The organism is Streptomyces rimosus subsp. rimosus (genome assembly GCF_000720725.1).
GTDB classification, from domain to species: Bacteria; Actinomycetota; Actinomycetes; order Streptomycetales; family Streptomycetaceae; genus Streptomyces; species Streptomyces rimosus_A.
The window spans coordinates 1-21522 of record NZ_JOCQ01000021.1; the positions used below are offsets into that span (position 1 = coordinate 1).

20 protein-coding genes are annotated in these 21522 nt (G+C 71.2%); 6 read left to right on the plus strand and 14 right to left on the minus strand.

Annotated features, from left to right (window positions below):
- The first annotated feature begins 181 nt into the window (after positions 1–181).
- On the plus strand, positions 182–1504 hold the full coding sequence (locus IH45_RS0113425; protein WP_030666535.1) for an LCP family protein: 1323 nt from the start codon (positions 182–184) through the stop codon (positions 1502–1504).
- 157 nt (positions 1505–1661) lie between these two features.
- Here the strand turns inward: IH45_RS0113425 and IH45_RS0113430 are convergent, their stop codons facing one another.
- Together IH45_RS0113430 and IH45_RS0113435 are read right to left on the minus strand one after the other, a co-directional pair.
- Complete coding sequence (locus IH45_RS0113430) at positions 1662–2099, minus strand: hypothetical protein (RefSeq protein WP_030666537.1); 438 nt, start codon at positions 2097–2099, stop codon at positions 1662–1664.
- Positions 2100–2325: 226 nt separating this feature from the next.
- The gene (locus tag IH45_RS0113435) at positions 2326–3498 is read right to left on the minus strand and encodes an acyl-CoA dehydrogenase family protein (RefSeq protein WP_030666540.1); all 1173 of its coding nucleotides are present in this window, start codon (positions 3496–3498) and stop codon (positions 2326–2328) included.
- A 210-nt stretch (positions 3499–3708) separates the two neighbouring features.
- Here IH45_RS0113435 and IH45_RS0113440 point away from each other — a divergent pair, with 210 nt between their 5' ends.
- A complete protein-coding gene (locus tag IH45_RS0113440) occupies positions 3709–5049 on the plus strand; it encodes a UDP-glucose dehydrogenase family protein (protein WP_030666541.1) in 1341 nt (446 codons plus the stop codon).
- A 76-nt stretch (positions 5050–5125) separates the two neighbouring features.
- Here IH45_RS0113440 and IH45_RS0113445 read toward each other — a convergent pair whose 3' ends face one another.
- From IH45_RS0113445 to IH45_RS0113455, 3 genes are all read right to left on the minus strand, one after another.
- Complete coding sequence (locus IH45_RS0113445) at positions 5126–6313, minus strand: dipeptidase (protein WP_030666544.1); 1188 nt, start codon at positions 6311–6313, stop codon at positions 5126–5128.
- Positions 6310–6813, minus strand: coding sequence for a 5-(carboxyamino)imidazole ribonucleotide mutase (purE, locus tag IH45_RS0113450; RefSeq protein WP_050514806.1), 504 nt, complete (start codon positions 6811–6813; stop codon positions 6310–6312). The genes IH45_RS0113445 and purE overlap by 4 nt, the downstream gene beginning before the upstream one ends.
- Before the next feature lie 83 nt (positions 6814–6896).
- Positions 6897–8036, minus strand: coding sequence for a 5-(carboxyamino)imidazole ribonucleotide synthase (locus IH45_RS0113455; protein WP_078897508.1), 1140 nt, complete (start codon positions 8034–8036; stop codon positions 6897–6899).
- Between the two features lie 144 nt (positions 8037–8180).
- Here IH45_RS0113455 and IH45_RS0113460 point away from each other — a divergent pair, with 144 nt between their 5' ends.
- A complete protein-coding gene (locus IH45_RS0113460) occupies positions 8181–8627 on the plus strand; it encodes a protease inhibitor I42 family protein (protein WP_050514807.1) in 447 nt (148 codons plus the stop codon).
- A 136-nt stretch (positions 8628–8763) separates the two neighbouring features.
- Positions 8764–9300 (plus strand): GtrA family protein, encoded by a 537-nt coding sequence (locus tag IH45_RS0113465; RefSeq protein WP_030666554.1) that lies wholly within the window; start codon positions 8764–8766, stop codon positions 9298–9300.
- A gap of 78 nt (positions 9301–9378) precedes the next feature.
- Here IH45_RS0113465 and IH45_RS0113470 read toward each other — a convergent pair whose 3' ends face one another.
- The gene (locus IH45_RS0113470; RefSeq protein WP_030666556.1) at positions 9379–10629 is read right to left on the minus strand and encodes an ATP-binding protein; all 1251 of its coding nucleotides are present in this window, start codon (positions 10627–10629) and stop codon (positions 9379–9381) included.
- 98 nt (positions 10630–10727) lie between these two features.
- A complete protein-coding gene (locus tag IH45_RS0113475; RefSeq protein ID WP_003984832.1) occupies positions 10728–11408 on the minus strand; it encodes a response regulator transcription factor in 681 nt (226 codons plus the stop codon).
- Between the two features lie 549 nt (positions 11409–11957).
- On the opposite strand from IH45_RS0113475, the gene IH45_RS0113480 reads away from it, so the two are divergent.
- The gene (locus IH45_RS0113480; protein WP_030666557.1) at positions 11958–13484 is read left to right on the plus strand and encodes a peptide MFS transporter; all 1527 of its coding nucleotides are present in this window, start codon (positions 11958–11960) and stop codon (positions 13482–13484) included.
- Between the two features lie 115 nt (positions 13485–13599).
- On the opposite strand, the gene IH45_RS0113485 is transcribed toward IH45_RS0113480, so the two are convergent.
- The 6 genes from IH45_RS0113485 to IH45_RS0113510 all read right to left on the minus strand — a co-directional run bounded on the left by IH45_RS0113485 (position 13600) and on the right by IH45_RS0113510 (position 19256).
- The gene (locus tag IH45_RS0113485) at positions 13600–14994 is read right to left on the minus strand and encodes a hypothetical protein (protein ID WP_030666559.1); all 1395 of its coding nucleotides are present in this window, start codon (positions 14992–14994) and stop codon (positions 13600–13602) included.
- Positions 14994–16100, minus strand: coding sequence for a hypothetical protein (locus IH45_RS0113490; protein WP_032917388.1), 1107 nt, complete (start codon positions 16098–16100; stop codon positions 14994–14996). Before IH45_RS0113490 ends, IH45_RS0113485 begins: the two co-directional genes overlap by 1 nt.
- A complete protein-coding gene (locus tag IH45_RS0113495) occupies positions 16097–17026 on the minus strand; it encodes a COG1470 family protein (protein ID WP_030666561.1) in 930 nt (309 codons plus the stop codon). The genes IH45_RS0113490 and IH45_RS0113495 overlap by 4 nt, the downstream gene beginning before the upstream one ends.
- A 33-nt stretch (positions 17027–17059) precedes the next feature.
- Positions 17060–17908, minus strand: coding sequence for an LPXTG cell wall anchor domain-containing protein (locus IH45_RS0113500; RefSeq protein WP_030666562.1), 849 nt, complete (start codon positions 17906–17908; stop codon positions 17060–17062).
- 300 nt (positions 17909–18208) lie between these two features.
- On the minus strand, positions 18209–18706 hold the full coding sequence (locus tag IH45_RS0113505; protein ID WP_030594971.1) for an ATP-binding protein: 498 nt from the start codon (positions 18704–18706) through the stop codon (positions 18209–18211).
- 181 nt (positions 18707–18887) lie between these two features.
- Complete coding sequence (locus IH45_RS0113510) at positions 18888–19256, minus strand: STAS domain-containing protein (RefSeq protein ID WP_030666564.1); 369 nt, start codon at positions 19254–19256, stop codon at positions 18888–18890.
- Between the two features lie 261 nt (positions 19257–19517).
- Here IH45_RS0113510 and IH45_RS0113515 point away from each other — a divergent pair, with 261 nt between their 5' ends.
- Positions 19518–20525 carry an RNA polymerase sigma factor SigF gene (locus IH45_RS0113515; protein WP_030666567.1) on the plus strand — a complete coding sequence of 336 codons (1008 nt, stop codon included), beginning with the start codon at positions 19518–19520 and terminating at the stop codon, positions 20523–20525.
- Between the two features lie 236 nt (positions 20526–20761).
- Here the strand turns inward: IH45_RS0113515 and IH45_RS0113520 are convergent, their stop codons facing one another.
- Entirely contained in the window at positions 20762–21454 is a 693-nt protein-coding gene (locus IH45_RS0113520; RefSeq protein WP_030666569.1) for a class I SAM-dependent methyltransferase, read from the minus strand.
- Positions 21455–21522 lie beyond the last annotated feature (68 nt).

A 21522-nucleotide genomic window follows, 5' to 3' on the forward strand; every position in this document is an offset into this window, starting at 1 on the left:
CTCTACCTCCCCCCTTCCCACCTCCCCCTCCCCTGACCAGCAACAACTCTCCGGAATGATCAACTCCGCCCGGTTTGCGCAAGCGACGCTCCGCGTCACTTTGCATCAGCTCTGCAACAGCGACGGCCCGATCGTGTACCTGGGCTGTATGGGGGAGCAGTAGGACAGGCAGACTTCCCTCATGAACGAGTGGCCTGGGTCCGACAACAGAGACCGGTACGGACGTGGCAGCGGCGCCGAACCGGAGGGCGCGCGCGCCATGCCGCACGTGCGGCGCGGTGGTCCGCACGGCCCCGGCGGGCCCGGTCACGGGCCGGGGCAGCAGCCGCCCGAGCCGCCGCTGCCGCCGCACCTCTCGCCGCGCCGCGGCCCCAACGTCCCCCAGCAGAGCCAGGGCTACGACCAGTACGGCGACGGCCCCGGCCACGGTCCCGGCCACGACGACGGCTACAACACCGGCCAGGTCTACGGCGGCGGCGGAGGGCGCGGCGGGCGCGGCGGCGACCGCGCTCAGCGCCCCGCCCCCAACTGGGGCCGCCGCATCAAGTGGACCGTCCTGACACTCGTCGCCGTGCTCCTCGTCACCTCCGTCGCCACGTACTTCTGGGCCGACGGCAAGCTGCGCCGCGAGGTGGACCTGAGCAAGGTCATCGACCGGCCGGAGGCGGGCGACGGCACGAACTACCTGATCGTCGGCTCGGACAGCCGCGAGGGCATGTCCGACGAGGACAAGAAGAAGCTGCACACCGGCTCCGCCGAGGGCAAGCGCACCGACTCGATGATGATCCTGCACGACGGCAGCAACGGCCCGACGCTGATCTCGCTGCCGCGGGACTCGGACGTCGAGATCCCCTCGTTCGTCGGCTCCAAGTCCGGCAAGAAGTACGCGGCCAAGGGCCGCCACACCAAGCTGAACGCGGCCTACGCCGAGGACGGCCCCGAACTGCTGGTGCGCACCGTCGAGCACAACACCGGCCTGCGCATCGACCACTACGTCGAGATCGGCTTCGCCGGCTTCGCGGGCATCGTGGACGCGATCGGCGGCGTGGAGATGGACATCCCCAAGGCGTTCAAGGACAAGAAGTCCGGCGCCGACTTCCAGGCCGGCAAGCAGACCCTCAACGGCGAGCAGGCCCTGGCCTTCGTCCGCACCCGCTACGCCTTCGCGGGCAGCGACCTGGACCGTACGAAGAACCAGCAGAAGTTCCTCGCCGCCCTCGCCAACCAGACGGCCACCCCCGGCACGATCCTGAACCCCTTCAAGCTCTACCCGACCCTGGGCGCGGGCCTGGACACCCTGGTCGTCGACAAGGACATGGGCCTGTTCGACCTGGGCTCCATGTTCTTCGCGATGAAGGGCGTCACCGGCGGCGACGGCAAGTCGATGAACATGCCCATCGCGGGCACCGTCGGCGGCAACCTCCGCTGGGACAAGGCCAAGGTCGCCAAGCTCGTCGAACAGCTGAAGAAGGACGAGCCGGTGACGGTGAGCGGGAACGAGTAGGCAGGACGGAACGGGCCCCGGTCACGGCGCGGACGTGCTGCCGGCCGCGGCCCTCCCGCACCGCCCGGGCCGAGCCCGCGGGCCTTTCGCCGGCGCCGATCTTTCAGCAACAGAAGCCCCGGCTTCGGGGCACGACCGCGGCGCCTGCCCTCAACTACTACTCGGACAAGAGGATCAGCACGCCCAAGCCCGCCACCAGGACCAGCGCGAACGCAATCACGTACAACGCCTCCAGCATGTCTTCCCGCTCCAGCTTCTCGATCCGCTGCCGCAGTGCCTCGCTGCCCTCCTCCGTGTCCCTGCGCCAAAGAGGCTGGAGTACGGCTGTGCCATCGGCGATCGCGTCGGCGACCCGCTGCGCGTCGCCGGGGTGGAAAACGGGGCAATGATAGGTGCGGCCCCACGTGCCCGACACGGACTCGGTCGCGGTCCGGACCTCGTTGGCTTTGACGACCGCTTCAACGTCCGCGACGACCGGCCAGGCGCGTACGAGCTCTTCCAGACGGAGGTAACCGTCACAGGGGTAGGTGCGCCATTCCTCCCGCTGCGCGATCAACTCCGCGACCGGGACGGGAGCAGGAATGTCCTGGGTCATGAGGCACCTCCGACCAGGCTGCCCGCCCATCACTCTGCCGCGCGACCGCTGCTCCCACAAGGGCCGCCCGGGCCGGCGGACCGGCGTTGCGGCACGCGGATCGGCTTGTGGGCCGACGGCGACGACCAGCGGGTGTGGCTGGACGGCCCACGCAGTGCCGTGGGCCGTCCGCAGTCCGGAGAACGAGAGGCCCCCGTCTCCCGGCGGGGGCCTCCACGGGCAGGCGTTACGGCAGATTCCGAGCCATGACGATCCGCTGCACCTGATTCGTCCCCTCGTAAATCTGGGTGATCTTGGCGTCGCGCATCATGCGCTCCAGCGGGTAGTCGCGGGTGTAGCCGTAGCCGCCGAGGAGCTGGACCGCGTCGGTGGTGATTTCCATGGCGGCGTCGGAGGCGTAGCACTTGGCGGCGGCGCCGAAGAAGGTGAGGTCCTCGGGCTTGCCGCCGGCGGAGATGCGCTCGGACTTGGCGGCCGCTGCGTAGGTGAGCTGGCGGGCGGCCTCCAGCTTCATGGCCATGTCGGCGAGCATGAACTGCACGCCCTGGAAGTCGCCGATCGGCTTGCCGAACTGCTTGCGCTCCTGGACGTAGCCCTTGGCGTAGTCCAGGGCGCCCTGGGCGATGCCGAGGGCCTGGGCCGCGATGGTGATGCGGGTGTGGTCCAGGGTCTTCATGGCCGTGGCGAAGCCGGTGCCCTCGGCTCCGATGAGGCGGTCCGCGGGGATGCGGACGTTGTCGAGGTAGACCTCGCGGGTCGGGGAGCCCTTGATGCCGAGCTTCTTCTCCGGGGCGCCGAAGGAAACGCCCTCGTCGTCCTTCTCCACGACGAAGGCGCTGATGCCCTTGGAGCGCTTCTCGGGGTCGGTGACGGCCATGACCGTGTAGTACTCGCTGACGCCGGCGTTGGTGATCCAGCGCTTGACGCCGTTGAGGACGTAGTGGTCGCCGTCCCGTACGGCCTTGGTCTTCATGCCGGCGGCGTCGGAGCCCGCGTCCGGCTCGCTCAGGCAGTACGAGAACATCGCGTCGCCCTTGGCGAGCGGGCCCAGGTACGTCTTCTTCAGCTCCTCGGAGCCGGAGAGGATGACCGGCAGGGAGCCGAGCTTGTTGACGGCCGGGATCAGGGAGGACGAGGCGCAGACGCGGGCGACCTCCTCGATGACGATGACCGTGGCCAGCGCGTCCGCGCCGGCGCCGCCGTACGCCTCCGGTACGTGCACGGCGTGCAGGTCGTTGAGGGTCAGCGCGTCCCGGGCCTCCTGCGGGAAGCGGGCCTGCTCGTCCACCTCGGCGGCGAACGGGGCGATCTTCGCCTCGGCGAGCGAGCGCACCGACTCGCGGAGCATGTCGTGCTCCTCGGACGTCCGGTACAGATCGAAATCAGCGGTTCCCGCCAAGGTTTCTCACTCCCCTGAGAGCTGACTGGCTGCTAACTACCGTTAAGTAACTCTATGAGTCTCCCGAATTCTAGGGGCGCCGGGAGACGCGGGATACGTGAGTTTGCCGACAGCCGGACGCAAGATCCCGGCCACCGGGCCAAGAGCCCCGGAGACCGGCCGGACTATGCTCGGGCTGCTCAGACCTCCCCGTACGCACCTGGAGCACCCATGGCCCTGAAGATCACCGTGATCGGCACCGGCTACCTCGGCGCGACGCATGCCGCGGCCATGGCGGAGCTGGGATTCGAGGTGATGGGCCTGGACATCGATCCGGCGAAGATCGAGATGCTGGAGCGGGGCGAGACCCCGATGTTCGAGCCGGGCCTGGAGCAGCTGCTGCGGGCGCACGTCGCGGGCATCGAGGGAGCGAGCGGCCGGCTGCGCTTCACGACGTCCTGGGAAGAGCTGGCGGACTTCGGCGACGTGCACTTCCTGTGCGTCAACACCCCGCAGAAGCACGGCGAGTACGCCTGCGACATGTCGTACGTCGAGTCGGCCGTCGAGTCGCTGGCCCCGCTGCTGCGCCGCCCCGCGCTGGTGGTCGGCAAGTCGACGGTCCCGGTGGGCAGCGCGGCACGGCTGGCCAGGCGGGTCGCCGAGCTGGCGCCGGCCGGCGAGGACGTGGAGCTGGCCTGGAACCCGGAGTTCCTGCGCGAGGGCTTCGCCGTACAGGACACCCTGCACCCGGACCGGATCGTGATCGGTGTCGACGGCGGGCGGGCCGAGGAGGTGCTGCGGGAGGTGTACGCCAGGCCCGTGGCCGAGGGCTCGCCGTTCGTCGTGGCCGACTTCCCCACCGCGGAGCTGGTCAAGACCTCCGCCAACTCCTTCCTGGCCACGAAGATCTCGTTCATCAACGCGATGGCGGAGGTGTGCGAGGCGGCCGGCGGCGACGTGGTGAAGCTGGCCGAGGCGATCGGCCACGACGAGCGGATCGGCAAGAAGTTCCTGCGGGCCGGCATCGGCTTCGGCGGCGGCTGCCTGCCCAAGGACATCCGGGCGTTCATGGCGCGCGCCGGTGAGCTGGGCGCCGACCAGGCGCTGACGTTCCTGCGCGAGGTCGACTCGATCAACATGCGGCGCCGCGGCCACATGGTCGAGCTGACCCGGGAGGCGGTCGGCGGCTCCTTCCTCGGCACCCGGGTCGCCGTCCTCGGCGCCACGTTCAAGCCGGATTCGGACGACGTACGGGACTCCCCCGCGCTCAACGTCGCCGGGCAGATCCACCTCCAGGGCGCCCAGGTGACGGTGTACGACCCCAAGGGCATGGCGAACGCCGCGCGCGTGTTCCCGACGCTCGGGTACGCGGACACGGCGCTGGAGGCGGTGCGCGGCGCCGACGTGGTGCTGCATCTGACCGAGTGGCGGGAGTTCCGGGAGCTGGATCCGGCCGCGCTGGCCGAGGTGGTGTCCACCCCACGCATCCTGGACGGGCGCAACGCTCTCGACCCGGACGTATGGCGCAAGGCGGGCTGGACGTACCGGGCGCTGGGCCGTCCGCAGGCGTAACACGTACGAACAGCCACGAGGCCGGAACTCCGCGGAGTTCCGGCCTCGTGGCGCAGCAGTGGCGCCCTGCGCATCCTCAGCCGTCGAGCTGATCGATCGTCGCGTTCGACGGCCCGCGCCCGGCCCGCAGCCCCCGCGCGGCATCCTCCGCCCCGCGCAGCGTACGGACCGCGTTCTGCCAGGTCAGCTTGGCCACGTCGGCCGTGGACCACTTGCGGTCGAGGAGTTCGGCGATCAGGTTCGGATAGCCGGACACATCGGCCAGGTCCGCGGGGGTGAAGGCGGTGCCGTCGAAGTCGCCGCCGATGCCGACGTGGTCGACGCCGGCGACCTCGCGCATGTGGTCGAGATGGTCGGCGACGGTGGCGGCGGTGGCGAGCGGGCGCGGGTGCGCCGCCTCGAAGTCGCGGTGCACGGCCATCGCCTCGGCGGTGGTCTCCAGGTGGTGGAAGCCGTGCGCGCGCAGGTTCTCGTCCGCGCGCAGCGTCCACTCGACGGCCGCGGGCAGGACGAATTTCGGTACGAAGGTGGCCATCGCGACGCTGCCGTTGGCGGGCAGCCGCTCCAGCACGTCGTCCGGGATGTTGCGCGGGTGGTCGCAGACCGCGCGGGCGGAGGAGTGCGAGAAGACGACCGGTGCGGTGCTGGTGTCCAGCGCGTCGCGCATGGTGTCGGCGGAGACGTGCGAGAGGTCGACGAGCATGCCGAGGCGGTTCATCTCGCGGACGACTTCGCGGCCGAAGGCGGTCAGGCCGTGCGCGCGCGGCTCGTCGGTGGCCGAGTCCGCCCAGTCGATGTTGTCGTTGTGGGTGAGCGTCATGTAGCGCACGCCCAGCTCGTACAGCGCGCGCAGGGTGGCCAGCGAGTTGTTGATCGAGTGGCCGCCCTCGGCGCCCATCAGGGACGCGATCCGGCCGTCCGCGCGGGCCGCTTCCATGTCGTCGGCGGTGTAGGCCAGGCGCAGGTCGTCGGGGTAGCGCGCGGCGAGCCGGCGCACCACGTCGATCTGTTCGAGGGTTGCGGTGACCGCCCGGTCCCCGGCGTAGTCGGACTGTACGTACACCGACCAGAACTGCGCGCCGACGCCGCCGGCCCGCAGCCGGGGGATGTCGGTGTGCAGGTGCTCGGTCTGGTCGGCGGCGATGTCGCGCTGGTCCAGGTCGTAGCGGACCTGCTCGCGCAGGGCCCAGGGCAGGTCGTTGTGGCCGTCGACGACGGGGTGCTCGGCGAGCAGCGCGCGGGCCGCTTCCAGGGACGCGCTCACTTGCCGCTCCCGAAGCCGAAGCCGGCCGGGGAGGCGACCTTGTTGCGCAGCCGCTTGCCCTTCTCGGTGGCCTGCTCGTTCAGGTGCTGCTGGAACTCGCGCATCCGGGCCTGCAGCTCCGGGTCGTGGGCGGCGAGCATCCGGGCGGCGAGCAGTCCGGCGTTACGGGCGCCGCCGACCGAGACGGTGGCGACCGGCACGCCGGCCGGCATCTGCACGATGGACAGCAGCGAGTCCATGCCGTCCAGGTACTTCAGCGGTACGGGCACGCCGATGACCGGCAGCGGCGTGACCGACGCGAGCATCCCCGGCAGGTGGGCCGCTCCCCCGGCGCCCGCGATGATCGTCTTCAGGCCCCGCCCGGCGGCCTGCTCGCCGTACGCGATCATCTCGTGCGGCATGCGGTGGGCGGAGACGACGTCGACCTCGTAGGGGATCTCGAATTCGTCCAGGGCCTTGGCCGCGGCCTCCATGACGGGCCAGTCGGAGTCGGAGCCCATGACGATGCCGACCGTGGGGGAAGAGTCAGAGGGGCGCGCGTCAGCACTCGTTGAGGGGCGGTGGTCGGGCGACGGGCGGGCATTCATTCGGTGATGGTTCCTCGCAGATAACCGGCGGCGTGCGCGGCGCGCTCGCGCACGTCGGCCAGGTCGTCGCCGTAGGTGTTGACGTGTCCGACCTTGCGGCCGGGCTTCACGTCCTTTCCGTACATATGGATCTTCAGCTGCGGGTCCCGTGCCATGCAATGGAGGTACGCGGAATACATGTCGGGATAGTCGCCGCCGAGGACGTTGGCCATCACCGTCCACCTGGCGCGCGGGCGCGGGTCGCCGAGCGGGAGGTCGAGGACGGCGCGGACGTGGTTGGCGAACTGCGAGGTGATCGCGCCGTCCTGGGTCCAGTGTCCGGAGTTGTGCGGGCGCATGGCCAGCTCGTTGACCAGGACGCGGCCGTCGGCGGTCTCGAACAGCTCGACCGCGAGGTGGCCCACCACGTCCAGCTCCCGCGCGATGCGCAGCGCCAGCTCCTGCGCCTGTCCGGACAGTTCCTCGGACAGGTCGGGGGCCGGTGCGATCACCGTGTCGCAGACGCCGTCGACCTGGACGGATTCCACGACCGGGTACGCGACGGCCTGGCCGTGCGGCGAGCGGACGATGTTGGCGGCCAGTTCCCGTACGAAGGAGACCTTCTCCTCGGCCAGAACCGGCACTCCGGCACGGAACGGCTCGGCGGCTTCGTTGGAGGATCGTACGACCCACACGCCCTTGCCGTCGTACCCCCCACGGACCGTCTTCAGGACGACCGGGAAGCCCCCAACTTCCTCCGCGAACCGCTCCACATCCGCCGGATCGGCGACGATGCGGTGCCGGGGGCAGGGCGCCCCGATCTCGGTCAGCTTCGCGCGCATCACCCCCTTGTCCTGGGCGTGCACCAGCGCGTCGGGGCCGGGCCGGACGGGGATGCCGTCGGCCTCCAGTGCCCTCAAGTGCTCGGTGGGAACGTGCTCGTGATCGAAAGTGATCACATCACAGCCACGGGCGAAGGCGCGCAGCGTGTCCAGGTCACGGTAATCGCCGATCACGACGTCACCGACCACCTGGGCCGCCGAATCCTGCGGGGTATCGCTGAGGAGCTTGAATCTGATGCCGAGGGGGATGCCCGCCTCGTGGGTCATACGGGCGAGCTGGCCGCCGCCGACCATGCCGACTACCGGGAACGTCACGCCCCCAGGGTATCCGCACGGTCATGAAGCGCCGCAGCCACCCTTGGATGAACGTACGAACGCAAGTGCGCCACCCTTGCCGTTCCCCGTGTGCGGAGATCACCCGGGGAGTAGGCTCGCCGCCGCCGTGGAGGGGGAGGACTCATGGGCGACGGGGACGACGGAGGCATACCCAGGCGCACCAGGACCGCGGGGATCGTCTTCGCCGTGGCGGCCCTGCTCGCCGCCGTCTACGCGGTGGTCACCCAGCTGACGGGGCCGGTCGTCTTCGACGAGGGCGACCGTGAGATCTCGGTCACCTCCGGCACCCGCTTCTCCATCCGCCTCAAGGAGAACCCCGCCAGCGGCTTCCGGTGGGTCCTCGCCGCACCACGGCCGGACCCGGCCGTACTGCAAGGAGCCGTCGGGCACTACGACGCCGACGAGCCGGCCGGCCCGGGTTCGGGCGGCATCCGCTACGCCGATTTCACGGCCCGCGGGACCGGACATACCGAGGTGACTCTCAGGTACTGCTACCGCTGCGGCACCCCGCAGGCCGACGAGCAGGACGAGAACGCCCGGACGCGGCGGTTCCGGGTGACCGTGGACTGACATAACCCGGGCGCCCCTCCGGTCACGGGTGGCAGGCAGCACACAGGCCGCCTGGTTAGCATGAGCGGGCAGGATGCAGGTTGACGACCGCACCGAACGCCCACGAACGCCCACCACCAGGAGCTGAACGATCACTATGAGTGAACGGAGCGCACTGCGGGCCCGACTGGACGCACTGGCCCGCGAACTCATGAAGTTCGGCGCCGTCGGAGGCGCGGGGGTCCTCGTCAACTTCGTGGTGTTCAACCTCGTACGGCACCTGACCGAGCTGCCCGTCGTCCGGGCCAGCATCGTCGCCACCGTGGTGGCCACCGGCACGAACTACCTCGGTTACCGCTACTTCACCTACCGGGACCGGGACAAGAGCGGCCGCACCAAGGAGCTGACGCTCTTCCTGCTGTTCAGCGTCGTCGGCCTGGTGATCGAGAACGGCGTCCTGTACGTGGCGACGTACGGGTTCGGCTGGGACACCTCGCTGCAGAGCAACGTCTTCAAGTTCCTCGGCATCGGCCTGGCCACGCTCTTCCGCTTCTGGTCGTACCGCACCTGGGTGTTCCGGGCGCTGCCCGCGCGCAAGGCCGTGGAGACGGCGGAGGCCTTCCTGGCCGAGGCCGAGGGCGCGCAGGAACGGCGGGCGGCGGGCGCGGCGGCGGCGAAGCGCCCGCGCGACTAGCGCGGGTACGGGCGCGAGGTACGGGCCAAGGTACGGGCGCGAGTACAAGAACGCCCGCCGGCCCTCACTCCCCGGCGCTCACTCCCCCGACGACGGCTCCGCCTCGCGGGCCAGGAACAGGGCGAACACCGGCGGATGCTGCTGGAGCAGTTCCAGCCGGCCGCCGTCCGCCTCCGCCAGGTCGCGGGCCACGGCCAGCCCCAGCCCCGTCGAATTCCGGCCACTGACCGTGCGCTCGAAGACCCGCGAGCCGAGGTCGGGCGGTACGCCCCGGCCGGCGTCGGTCACCTCCACGACCGCCTGGTTGCCGGTGACGCGGGTACGCAGCGCCACCGTCCCGTCCCCGTGCATCAGCGAGTTCTCGATCAGGGTGGCGAGCACCTGCGCCACCGCGCCGGGCGTGCCGACCGCGCGCAGCCCCTTCTTTCCGGAGCGCACGATGGCCCGGCCGGCGCTGCGGTAGGCCGGGCGCCACTCCTCGACCTGCTGCTTGACGACCTCGTCGAGGTCGAAGGCGACGGCGGAGCCGGAGCGCGGGTCGCGGGAGTTGGTCAGCAGCCGCTGGACGACATCGGTCAGCCGCTCGACCTGGCCCAGCGCGATGGTGGCCTCCTCCTTCACCGTGTCCGGGTCGTCGGTGACGGTGATCTCCTCCAGCCGCATGGACAGCGCGGTCAGCGGCGTCCGCAGCTGGTGGGAGGCGTCGGCGGCGAGCCGGCGCTCGGCGGTGAGCATCCGCGCGATGCGCTCGGCGCTGGCGTCCAGCACGTCCGCGACCCGGTCCAGCTCCTGCACGCCGTAGCGGCGGTGGCGCGGGCGGGGATCGCCGGAGCCGAGCCGCTCGGCGGTCTCGGCGAGGTCGGTCAGCGGCGCGGTCAGCCGGCGGGCCTGGCGTACGGCGAGCACCACGGCGGCCAGGATCGCCAGGATGGCGACGGCCAGGATGACCAGCAGCGTACGGCCGATCTCGGCGCTGACCGTGGAGCGCGGCTCCTGGACGGTGACCGTCTCGCCGCGGTCGCCGTGCTGCGTGGACTCGATGACGTCGCCGGCCGGCCGGGAGCCGATCTCGATGCGCGGCCGGCCGGGCACCCCGATCTCGGCGTACCGCTTCGCGGTGATCTGCTCCGAGAGGATCTCGGGCGTCAGTTTCTCGCCGCTGCCCAGCCGGCTCTCGACGATGCCGACGAGCCGTACGGCCTCGGAGGCGACGCTCTCCTGCGCCCCCGACTGGATGGTGCGGGTCTCCACGATGACCAGCGACACGCCGAAGACGGCGATCACGACGAGCACCACGGCGAGGGTGGAGTTGATCAGACGGCGGCGCACGGTGTCCTCCGGGCGGGATGCGTTCGTTCTTCTACTTCTTCCCGCCCGGCGGCGGGCCTTAGAGCCTGTTTCCGGGCCCCGGCCGGGACACCCGGCTCTCAGCTCTTCTCGAAGCGGAAGCCGACGCCGCGGACGGTGGCGATGTAACGCGGGTTGGCCGCGTCGTCGCCGAGCTTCTTGCGCAGCCACGAGATGTGCATGTCCAGCGTCTTCGTGGACGACCACCACGTGGTGTCCCAGACCTCGCGCATCAGCTGGTCGCGGGTGACGACCCGGCCCGCGTCCCGCACCAGCACCCGCAGCAGGTCGAACTCCTTCGCCGTGAGCTGCAGTTCCTCGTCGCCCATCCAGGCGCGGTGCGACTCGACGTCGATGCGCACACCGTGGGTCGCGGGCGGCTGCTGCGGCTCGGCGGACGAACCGCGGCGCAGCAGGGCCCGGACGCGGGCGAGCAGTTCGGCGAGCCGGAAGGGCTTGGTGACGTAGTCGTCGGCACCGGCGTCCAGGCCGACGACGGTGTCCACCTCGTCGGCGCGGGCGGTGAGCACGAGGATGGGGAAGGAGTGGCCTTCGTTACGCAGCCGGCGGGCCACCTCCAGGCCGTCCATGCCGGGCAGGCCCAGGTCGAGGACGACCAGGTCGATGTTGCCCTGCAGACCGGCGTCTAGCGCCGTGGGGCCGTCCTCGCGCACCTCGACTTCGTAACCCTCGCGGCGCAGGGCGCGGGCGAGCGGCTCCGAGATGGACGCGTCATCCTCGGCGAGCAGTACACGGGTCATGGGCCGATGGTAGTCCGATGTCTTACCTCCTCGGGCGGGACCCGGTGCGCCCGCGGGTGGCCGGAAAACGACCTCCGGATGGCGCGCCGGAGGCCGCTCCGGGGCGGGATCGCGACCTGCCGGGGCCGACGGGTGATCTTGGGTTGCGCACCCGCGCGCCGCGCCCGCAACCTCCTTCGCGGTTCCCGGTTGCACATGTGACCGTTGTCTCACTGGCCCCAACGGCGCGGTCCCTGGACGTATGGTGTCCCAACGTCCGTAGCACAGCCTCGGGACCAGTGACGATCAAGAGACGTCATCGGTCCCTGTTGTGTGCGGGGCCGGAACCACCGGTCCCGCCTACACAGTGAATGACCTGTCGACCGGGTCCACCGCGCAACGCAGCACGGGGGCGTGGACCCCGGTGTCACGACTGCTCCGCCGATTCCCCTTCCAGTGGCGTCGGCCCCCGGGGACGTAGGGGGCGGCAAGGTGACGCCGGTGCCGGTCAGCCCGACCCGGGCGCTGCGGGCTCCCCCCACGCGTCCCGAGCACACCTAGGAAGCATCCATGGCGTCCAGCCTGACGAAGGACGCCGCCGCGCAGGGGAACCCTGCCAGCGACGGCAAAACCTTCTTCGGCCACCCCCGCGGACTGGCCACCCTCTTCATGACCGAGATGTGGGAGCGGTTCAGCTTCTACGGGATGCGGGCGCTGCTCGTCCTGTATCTGATCTCGGGCGGTCCTGATGCCAAGGACGGCTCCCAGGGCGGCGGTCTGGGCATACCCCAGGGCAGTGCCCTGTCGATCTACGCCGTCTACATGGCGATGGTCTACCTGCTCGCCATGCCCGGCGGCTGGTTCGGCGACCGCGTCTGGGGCCCCCGTAAGACGGTGATCGTCGGCTCGTCCGTGGTCATCGCCGGTCACATCGTCCTCGCGGTCCCCGGCCAGACGTTCTTCGTCGGCCTGGCGATGGTCGCGCTGGGTTCCGGCCTGCTGAAGTCCAACATCTCCACGATGGTGGGCCACCTCTACAACGGCCCCGCGGACAAGCGCCGGGACGGTGGTTTCACCGTCTTCTACATGAGCATCAACATCGGCTCCACGGCCGCGCCGCTGGTCATCGGCGGTATCGGCCAGAGCGTCAACTGGCACCTGGGCTTCGGCATCGCGGCGGTCGGTATGGCGCTGGGCCTGGTCCAGTTCCTGATCGGCACCAAGCACCTGGACCCCAAGAGCAGCCAGGTCCCGACGCCGCTGTCGGCCGACGAGCGCAAGGGCTGGCTGCGCAAGGGCCTGTTCTGGGCCGGCCTCGCCGTGGTCTTCTACGCCGTCATCGGGTTCTCCGGGATCTTCAACGAGAAGTGGCTGCTGATCCCGCTCGGCGTCATCGGCATCCTCGTGCCCTTCGTGGTGCTGCTCCGTATCAAGCGGGACAAGGACCTGTCGACCGACGAGCAGAGCAAGGTCAGCAGCTACGTCTGGTTCTTCGTGGCGGCCGCCGCGTTCTGGATGATCTTCGACCAGGCCGGCTCGACGCTGAACGTCTTCGCCGAGAAGAACACCGCCGAGTCGATCTTCGGGCTGAGCTTCCCCTCCTCGTGGCTGCAGTCGGTCAACCCGATCTGGGTGCTGGCGCTGGCCCCGGTCTTCGCCTCGGTGTGGCTGGCGCTGGCCAACCGCAGCAAGGAGCCGAAGACCACCGCGAAGTTCACCATCGGCATGGTGATGATCGGTGCCTCCTACTTCATCTTCCTGCTCCCGATCACCCTGTCCTCGGACGGGACGAAGGTCACCCCGCTGTGGCTGATCGGCATCTACTGCATGCAGACCATCGGTGAGCTGTGCATCTCCCCGGTCGGCCTGTCGGTGACCACGAAGCTGGCCCCGCCGAAGTACGCCAGCCAGATGATGGGTGTCTGGTTCCTCGCCAACACCGCCGGCGACAGCGTCGTCAACCTGCTGGGGCAGGCCGGGGCCGACCTCACGGGCAAGGGCGTGCTGGTGGGCGAAGCGGTGCTCGCCACCCTGGCCGGCGTGGTCATCTACTTGAACCGCAAGCGGATCAACGGTCAGATGAACGACGTGAACTAGGGCGGCTCACTGCCTCCCCCCACTCCCCGAGGGCCCCGGTGCGGATTCCGCGCCGGGGCCCTCGGGCGTTCCCGCCGTACGGGAAGTCCTCGGGCGTTCCCGCCGTACGGGCCGGTCAGCGGCCCAGGCGCCGCCACGGGGTGAGGGTGAGGACGGCGCCGCCCAGCAGGATCACCGTGCCCGCGACGAGGGCGAGGGCACGGAGGGTGCCGTGGTCTTCGGCGCCGGTCTCCGCCAGGCCGCCGGAGGCGCCGCCCGCGCTCGCCGGGCCCGCCGCGCTGCCGCCGGTGGTACCGCTGGTGCCGCCTGCTGTGGAGCCGCCGGTGCCGCCCTGCTGGGCCGTGGTGTCCAGGGCGAGGGAGACGCCCGGGTCCTTCTCCGGGGTACAGGTCGTGGTCGTGCCCAGGGCCCGTACGGTCAGTACGCCCGGCGTCAGCGTCGCCTTGCCGGTCGCGCCCGGGGTGTAGGTGCCCTTCAGGTCGGGGACCGTGATCGGCTGCCCGGACTTGACGGGCTCCTTGTTCGCCGGGCCCTCGGCCTTGACCGTGCCCTTGTCGGCGCCGCCGACCCGGACGTCCATGGACGGCTTCACCGCGCCCGCGGGGATGTCCGCCGGGCTGTCCATCACCGACTTGGCGAACTTCACCGTCAGGCCGTAGCCGCCGCCCTTCCTGACGGCGTTGATCTGCACCGGCGAGGTGGCCTTCTTGTCGCCGATGGGGGTTTTGCAGGCGTACGGGACCTGGACGACCTTGCCCTCGTAGGACGCGCCGTCGGAGGAGCCACCGCCGGTCGTACCGCTGCTCGTACCGCCACCGCTCGTACCGCCGCCGGCCGTGGAGCCGCCGGAAGAGCCGGAAGAGCCGCCCGTATCGCTGCCGCCCGTGCCACCGCCGGTCGTAGCGCCGCCGCTCGTGCCCCCACCGGTCGTGCCCCCACCGGTCGTACCGCCCGAGCCGCCTCCCCCGTCGGTCACCTTGATCGTGGCGGCGGGCCGGACCTCCTCCTTGGGGGCGCACTTCGTGTCCGTGGAGATCGGCTTGCTGACGTTGATGGTGTAGGCGCCGGGCGTCAGCGTGACCTCGCCGGGCTTCTCCAGCTTCAGGGTGCCCTTCATGTCCGAGAGCTTCATCGGGCTGTTCTTGGGGATCGCCGGGTTCTGCCGCGGTCCCTGGACCTTCAGCTCGCCGCTCTGCGCTCCGCCGACCTTGATCGTTCCGGTGGGCCGCACGGTGTCCTTGTCCAGGTCGAGCACGTCGGGGTTCTTGGACGCGGCCTCGACCGTGCGCCACACGATCTCCACCTCGTCGCCGGCCTTCGCCGTCGCGGGCGCGGTCACCGCCACCTTGGTGGTGCCCTGGACCGCGGGCAGGCCCGAGATCGGCGGTGGTACGCACTCGGTCCGGTACGCCGTCTCCGCGGCCCCGGCCGGGCCCGCGGCCGCCAGGATTCCCGCACCGGCGAGCAGCAGGGCGACCCCGCCCGCGCTCGCTCTCCTGCGTTGCCTCATCACGTGGAACCTCTCGCTCTCGGGGGGTCGGTCGGATCGGACGTGGTGGCGGACGGTGCGGTGTCCGGGGTGAACCACGGCAGGGTGGCGGCGGGGTCCGCCGGGGGCGGCTGCGCGGCGTCGGGTGCGGGGGCGCGCCTTCGCATACGTAACGGCTTACGAGGGGCTCTGTGCGGCGTATGGAGGGCCCGCCCCGGCGCGCTCCCCGGCGTACGGGCGGACCCCTCGCGCGGGCGCACGCGGTCGACGACCGCCATGCCGGTTCGGAAGACCGCGGCCGGTACGACGACGCACAGCAGGATCCAGAACAGCGTCACGCCCCACGGCCGCCCGACGCCCCACGGCTGCTCGGCGAGCACCCTGCCGCCGTACTTGAGCGAGACGAGGTAGTCGCCGTGCGCCCCGGCGGGCAACTCCACCGGCAGCTCGATCCGCTGCCTGCGCCCGGCGGGCACGGTGCCCTGCCACTGCCGCTCCTCCCACTGCGGCGCGTAGACCCCGTGCGAGGCGCCCACCTCGAAGACCGGGTCCTTGGCCGGGCCGGACCCGAGGTTGCCCACGGTGATCACCAGCCGACGCTGCGGCGGCGCGCCGAACCAGGTCAGCAGCCCGCTGGAACCCTCCAGGCGCGGCGGCGCCAGCACGCTCAGCCGTCCGCCGTCGTCCTCCTGCGGCAGCGGCGCGACGGGGTGCCCGGCCACCGTGAACGGGGCATCGGCGGTGGCGGGAGCACCGGTCACCGTGGCGGCGTGCACGACGCACGGGCACGGCTTGGGCGGCTCGGCGACCGGGATGTCCCTGCGGAACGCCCCGTCCGGTCCGGTGGTCACGGCCCGGCCGTCACCGTTGGCACAGGCGTTGGTGCCGCCGATCATGTTCTGCCCGCAGATGAGCAGCGTGAGCAGCGTCCTGGGCCGCCAGCCACGGCCGGTGACGGTGAGAGTGCCGCCTTTGCCCGCTTGCCGGGTGGAGAGGCGGAGGGTGGGGCTGGAGCCGGGAGTGAGGTCGGTTGCGGATACGGGCGTGGCGGAGGCCGGGGGCGCGGCCTGTACGGGCAGCAGGGCGAAGCACAGGAGGGCGAGGAGGGCGAGGCCGGCGGCTCTCATGCGTCCGCCTCTACCCGGGAGGCCACCGCCTGAGGGGCGGCCGCCTGAGAGGCAGCCGTCCGGGAGCCCCCTACCCGCCCCCGCCGCCGTACGCGCCACACGGCCGCGCCCGCCACCAGCCCGGCGGGCAGCAGCGCCGCGGCTCCCCACGGCACCGCCGTGTACGTCGCCCCGGCCGTCCCGCGCGCGCCGCCCCCGGCCGTGACCGTCAGCCGTACGTCCACCGAGTCCAGCGCGGGCGGATCCGGCCACGGCTCGGTCAGGGGCATCCGGCGGCCCGGTGGCAGCGTGACGGTCAGCGCGCGTGCGGCGCGGCGCAGGGCCGGGCCGAAGAGCCCGTCGGCGTGGACGGCGAGACGCGGCGTGAGCGTGGTGTTGCCACGGTTGACCAGCACGTACCGGATGACCGCCGCGCTCCCCCGGCGCTCCACCGCCACGTCCTCGACGCTCAGCGCGGCCAGCGCGGGCCCGGTCACCCTCAGGTGGACCCGGACCGCGGCCTTCCTGCCGTCCCCCTCGGCGACGAGGACGGCCGGGTGGTCGCCCGGAGCCGCGTCCCCGGGGACGGTCACGGTGAAGGGCACGTCCGCCCGGGTCCGCGGCGGCACCCGTACCTCCTTCGACGCCGTCGCGATCCAGCGCCCCGGCCCGGCCGGCACGCCGCCCACCCGGAACGTCACCGCGCTGCCGGTCGGATTGGTGAGCGCGAGGCGGTCCTTCAGGACCGTGCCGGGGGCGCCCTCCAGGTAGAAGTACGGGCGGTCCCGGGCACTCGGCGGAGCGCTGCCGCCCGGCGCGGGCGCGGGCGCGGCGGCCCACCGCGCGCCGTCCGGGGACACGGCATATGCCCCGGCGCTCTGGCTGAGCAACGTGCCGGTGATCGCCAGGGCAGCCCCCGTGATCACCGCGTGGGTACGGAACGGCATCGGCGGCTCCCGGTGCTGGTGCGCTGGCAGTTCCTACGCGCTGTTGTGGTGGCGCCGCGTCAGCCAGAGCACGCCCGCCGCACCGGCGAGGAGCACCGTGCCGCCGAGGGTTCCGAGGGCGACGGCGGAGTCGGCCGGGCCGGTCTGCGGCAGTTGCCCGCCGCCGGAGCCGCCGCCCGTGGCCGACCCTCCGGTGCCACTCCCGGAACCGCTCCCCCCGGAGCCGCCGGTCGTTCCGCCGGCGTCGCTGCCCGCACTGCTGCCAGCCGTGCTGCTGCCAGCCGTACCGCTGCCACTCGTACTGCTGCCGCTACCGCCCGTATCGCCGGAGCCGCCCGTTCCGCCCGTGCCCTTGACGTCCAGGGAGAGCGACGGCTTCGGGCTGTTGGCCGGGGTGCAGGTGGTGGTCGTACCGAGGGCCTTGATGGTGAGCGTGGAAGCGGTGAACGTGACCTTGCCGCTCTGCTTGGGCGTGTACGTTCCGCTCAGGTCGCTGATCTTGATGGGCGTGTTGGCGGGGATCGCCTTGTCGTTGGGCGGCCCGGACACGGGCACGGTGCCGCTCTCCGCGCCGCCCAGCTTGATGAGGGCGCTCGGCTTCATGGCGCCCGCGCCCAGTTCGACGGGGCTGGAGGACACGCCCTTGCGGAAGGACATCACGAGCTTGTACGCGCTGCCGCTGCGGGTGCTTCTGATGTCGATGGGCGAGACCGCGCCCTTGTTCCCGATCGGCGTCCTGCACTGGTAGTTGACGTCCACGACGTCGGCCCGCGCGTCCGGCGCGGCGAGCAGGACCGCGGACCCCGCCACCAGCGCCACGGCCGCGGCCGGTCCGGCCGTGCGGCGGGGGCGGGCGGCGTGCTGTTCGTAGAAGCGGGCCACCTTGAGTTCCCCTTCTCACGGTTGAGCGCCGCCCGATGTTACTGACGGCACATCAGATCGGTGGCTCAAGGTACGCCGGGGACCTTGCAGAGGGAAGTCACAGAACAGGCCGGATTCATACGGCGCGACGGGAACAGCAGCCACGTGGACACCACCACGTAACGCGCTCAACCCCTTACACAGGGCCATGGAGAGGGGGCGCGGCCACCCGAGGCCGGGCCCGTACCGTCCGCGCAGAAGCACCCCAGGGCCACCGCGCACCGCCTTCCAGGCGCGAACGAGGGCCCCGACCAGGGGCCCTTAGGAAGGAGCTGCGAGTTCCGCCCACACGGTCTTGCCCGTGCCGTCGGGGTTCCGGACGACCCCCCAGTCCAGACACAGGCGCTGCACGATGAACATGCCGTGCCCGCCGGGCCGCCCCGCCCGGTGCGGGGTGCGCGGCGCGGGCGAGCCCGCGCCCAGGTCGGTCACTTCGAGGCGCAGCACCTTGGCGTTGCTGCGCAGCCGCAGCTCCTCCGGCCCCTCGGCGTGCAGGCAGGCGTTGGTGACCAGCTCGGACACCACGAGCAGGACGTCCTCGGCGGCGGCCCGCTGGTCAGCGCTGGCGGCCGGGAGCCAGCCCCAGTCGTGGAGTGCCTGCCGGGCGAAGTCACGGGCACGGGCAACGGCTCCCTGCACACCCGCCAGGCGCAGCCTGCGGATCTGGCCGGCCGGGACGGCCGGGGAGGCGGAGGGAGCGCCGGCGTTGCCCGGCTCCGGGCCGAGGTCGCCCGGCGGGTACGGCCGGGTGGTGCTCATCAGCGCTTCACCTCACCGATTCGCCATTTCACGGATAGCGGTTACCTGACAGATTCAACAGATTCAGATGTCTCCTGCCCGACGGGACCGTGAGAACACCCACTTCTTGGGTACGGAAGTTGTGACGCGGGCAACGCGCACGGGGGGAACCCCCGTGATCGCACCGCCGGCGCCGCTTCCGTCAGTCGGCGAGAGCCTTGTCGAGGGAGTCGTGCACGGTGAACACCGCGTCCGCGCCTGTGATCTCGAAGACCCGCGCCACCACCGGTTGCATTCCGGCCAGATGTACCCCGCCGCCCTCGGCCTCCGCCTTCAGGCGGGCGCCGAGCAGTACGTTCAGGCCGGTGGAGTCCATGAACTCCAGCTGTGAGCAGTCGACGACCAGTCGTGTGAAGCCGTCGGTGACGCACCCTTCGAGTGATTCACGCAACAGCTCCGCGGTGTGGTGGTCCAGCTCACCCGCGACGGTCACGATCGCGCTGGCACCTTGATGCCGGATAGCGACATTGAGCCGTCCCCGACTGGCACTGCCGACCGTCCCGCGGTCCATGCGCGTGCACCCCTCTTGCTGTCTCGGCGTCCGATTGCTTACGACTGCGCTGACCGAAGACTACGCCTTCGATACGCGCGGCTGGTAGCCGAACAATACGCAATTACTGTCGAAACCGGACAACACGCACTTGCCATCTTCCGGCAAAGCCAGGTAGGCGTAGTAAGGACACGTTCGAAACGGCCGGCTTTGGAGGCGCCGCACACCGCAGCTTCACGTAGAGGCATCGGCAGCCATATGCCGAGAACGATGGAGGACAACATGTCACCCCGGCTCGACGAATTGCGCACCGAAGACACCACGGAGACCGCGTCGTCGACTCCCTTGTCAGAGACCACCCTCGCCAAGGCCGCTCTCACCGGCGCCGACCTGACCGAGGCCGCCCTGCCCGACCAGTCCCATACTTCTCATTCCCCGCATCTCACAGCTGAATCGTCCGAACCGGACGCGGCGGGAATTCCCGAGATCGACGGACTGCCCGAGATCCCCCCGTACGACGAGGTGGGGCCGCTGGACGCGCGGGCCCTGTCCAAGACCCTCTTCGAGCGCCTGGAATCGCTGGAAGAAGGCACCCACGAATTCGCGTACGTCCGCAACACCCTGGTCGAACTGAACCTCGCGCTCGTGAAGTTCGCGGCCTCCCGGTTCCGCTCCCGCAGCGAGCCCATGGAGGACATCGTCCAGGTCGGCACCATCGGCCTGATCAAGGCGATAGACCGCTTCGAGCTCAGCCGGGGCGTGGAGTTCCCGACGTTCGCCATGCCGACCATCGTCGGCGAGATCAAGCGCTTCTTCCGCGACACCAGCTGGTCCGTGCGGGTGCCCAGGCGCCTGCAGGAACTGCGGCTGGACCTGGCCAAGGCCGGCGACGAGCTCGCGCAGCAGCTGGACCGCTCCCCCACCGTGAGCGAGCTGGCCGAACGCCTCGGCATCACCAATGACGAGGTCGTCGAGGGCATGGCGGCGAGCAACGCGTACACCGCCAGCTCGCTGGACGCCCAGCCGGAGGAGGACGACAACGAGGGCGCGCTGGCCGACCGCATCGGCTACGAGGACCACGGACTCGAAGGCATCGAGTACGTCGAGTCCCTCAAGCCGCTGATCGCCGAGCTGCCGCCGCGCGACCGCAAGATCCTCTCGCTCCGCTTCGTCGCGAACATGACGCAGTCGGAGATCGGCGAGGAACTGAACATCTCCCAGATGCACGTCTCGCGCCTGCTGTCCCGCACGCTGGTGCGGCTCCGCAAGGGGCTGATGGTCGAGGAGTGACGGTCGGGGAGCGACATCCCACGACCACCCCGCGGTCGCGGTCGGCCTGACGGTCCGGCTGACGCCCGCGCAGAGGAGGGCCTGCCCCGGAATCTCGGGACGGGCCCTCCTCTGCTGTGTGGCTGCGCTCGGCTGCGTGGATGCGGCCGCCTCCGCTGTACGGGGGCGTTCGCCTCTGCTGTACGGGTTCTGCTGTACGGGGGCGTTCGCCCCGGCCGTGCGGATGCGCTCGGCTTCTACGGGGCGCGCAGGTGGTGCACGTACGCCGGTGGCAGATTGCGCCATACCGTGCTGCGCCCCTGCCCGTACCGCTGGCCGTACTCGGCCAGCACACCGGCCACGGCGCGGTGCCGGGCCGCCTCGGACCGGCCGGCCAGCAGCGCGCGGGCGGGGGCGGTGCCGAGGTAGGCGAAGTACGTGAGGTGCCCGCCCGGCCGGAGCACGGACAGGTAGCGGTCCAGGATCGTACGGACCTCGCCGGGCTCGAAGTTGGTGAAGGGGAGGCCGGAGACGACCGCGTCGTACCGGCGGTCCAGGGGGACCTCGGTGATCGAGCCGGGGAGGATCCGTATCCGGTCGGCCGCCGCGGCCAGGGTGACGTCCGTGCGCAGCGCGCCCTCCAGGGCCGCCACGAAGCGGGGATTGATCTCGACCACGTCCAGGTGGTCGGCGGGCCGCAGCAGTCCGGCCAGCGCGCGGGTGACGGGGCCGGTGCCCGCGCCCACTTCCAGGACGGCCGCCGGGCGGCCGGAGCGCCGCACTTCCCGGGCGAGCGGCGCGGTCAGCCGGGCGGCCAGCCACGGACTGCTGGCCGCCACGGCACCGGTGGTGTGCGGGGTGCGGGCCGCCTCGCGCAGGAAGCGCACGGGGCCGGTGGCGGTGGAGGTTGCGGGGGCTGCGGGAGGCGCGGGGGTCGGCGTGACGTTCATGCTGGTGACGCTAGGAAGCAGCGGGGCACGGTCCATCGGCCGTTGTGCGAGGGGCACCCCGTACGAAA

Coding starts and splice junctions, on each gene's coding strand:
- IH45_RS0113425 (WP_030666535.1), top strand. CDS start 182: ATGAACGAGTGGCCTGGGTCCGACAACAGAGACCGGTACGGACGTGGC.
- IH45_RS0113430 (WP_030666537.1), bottom strand. CDS start 2,099: ATGACCCAGGACATTCCTGCTCCCGTCCCGGTCGCGGAGTTGATCGCG.
- IH45_RS0113440 (WP_030666541.1), top strand. CDS start 3,709: ATGGCCCTGAAGATCACCGTGATCGGCACCGGCTACCTCGGCGCGACG.
- purE (WP_050514806.1), bottom strand. CDS start 6,813: ATGGGCTCCGACTCCGACTGGCCCGTCATGGAGGCCGCGGCCAAGGCC.
- IH45_RS0113460 (WP_050514807.1), top strand. CDS start 8,181: ATGGGCGACGGGGACGACGGAGGCATACCCAGGCGCACCAGGACCGCG.
- IH45_RS0113465 (WP_030666554.1), top strand. CDS start 8,764: ATGAGTGAACGGAGCGCACTGCGGGCCCGACTGGACGCACTGGCCCGC.
- IH45_RS0113475 (WP_003984832.1), bottom strand. CDS start 11,408: ATGACCCGTGTACTGCTCGCCGAGGATGACGCGTCCATCTCGGAGCCG.
- IH45_RS0113480 (WP_030666557.1), top strand. CDS start 11,958: ATGGCGTCCAGCCTGACGAAGGACGCCGCCGCGCAGGGGAACCCTGCC.
- IH45_RS0113485 (WP_030666559.1), bottom strand. CDS start 14,994: ATGAGGCAACGCAGGAGAGCGAGCGCGGGCGGGGTCGCCCTGCTGCTC.
- IH45_RS0113490 (WP_032917388.1), bottom strand. CDS start 16,100: ATGAGAGCCGCCGGCCTCGCCCTCCTCGCCCTCCTGTGCTTCGCCCTG.
- IH45_RS0113495 (WP_030666561.1), bottom strand. CDS start 17,026: ATGCCGTTCCGTACCCACGCGGTGATCACGGGGGCTGCCCTGGCGATC.
- IH45_RS0113505 (WP_030594971.1), bottom strand. CDS start 18,706: ATGAGCACCACCCGGCCGTACCCGCCGGGCGACCTCGGCCCGGAGCCG.
- IH45_RS0113510 (WP_030666564.1), bottom strand. CDS start 19,256: ATGGACCGCGGGACGGTCGGCAGTGCCAGTCGGGGACGGCTCAATGTC.
- IH45_RS0113515 (WP_030666567.1), top strand. CDS start 19,518: ATGTCACCCCGGCTCGACGAATTGCGCACCGAAGACACCACGGAGACC.
- IH45_RS0113520 (WP_030666569.1), bottom strand. CDS start 21,454: ATGAACGTCACGCCGACCCCCGCGCCTCCCGCAGCCCCCGCAACCTCC.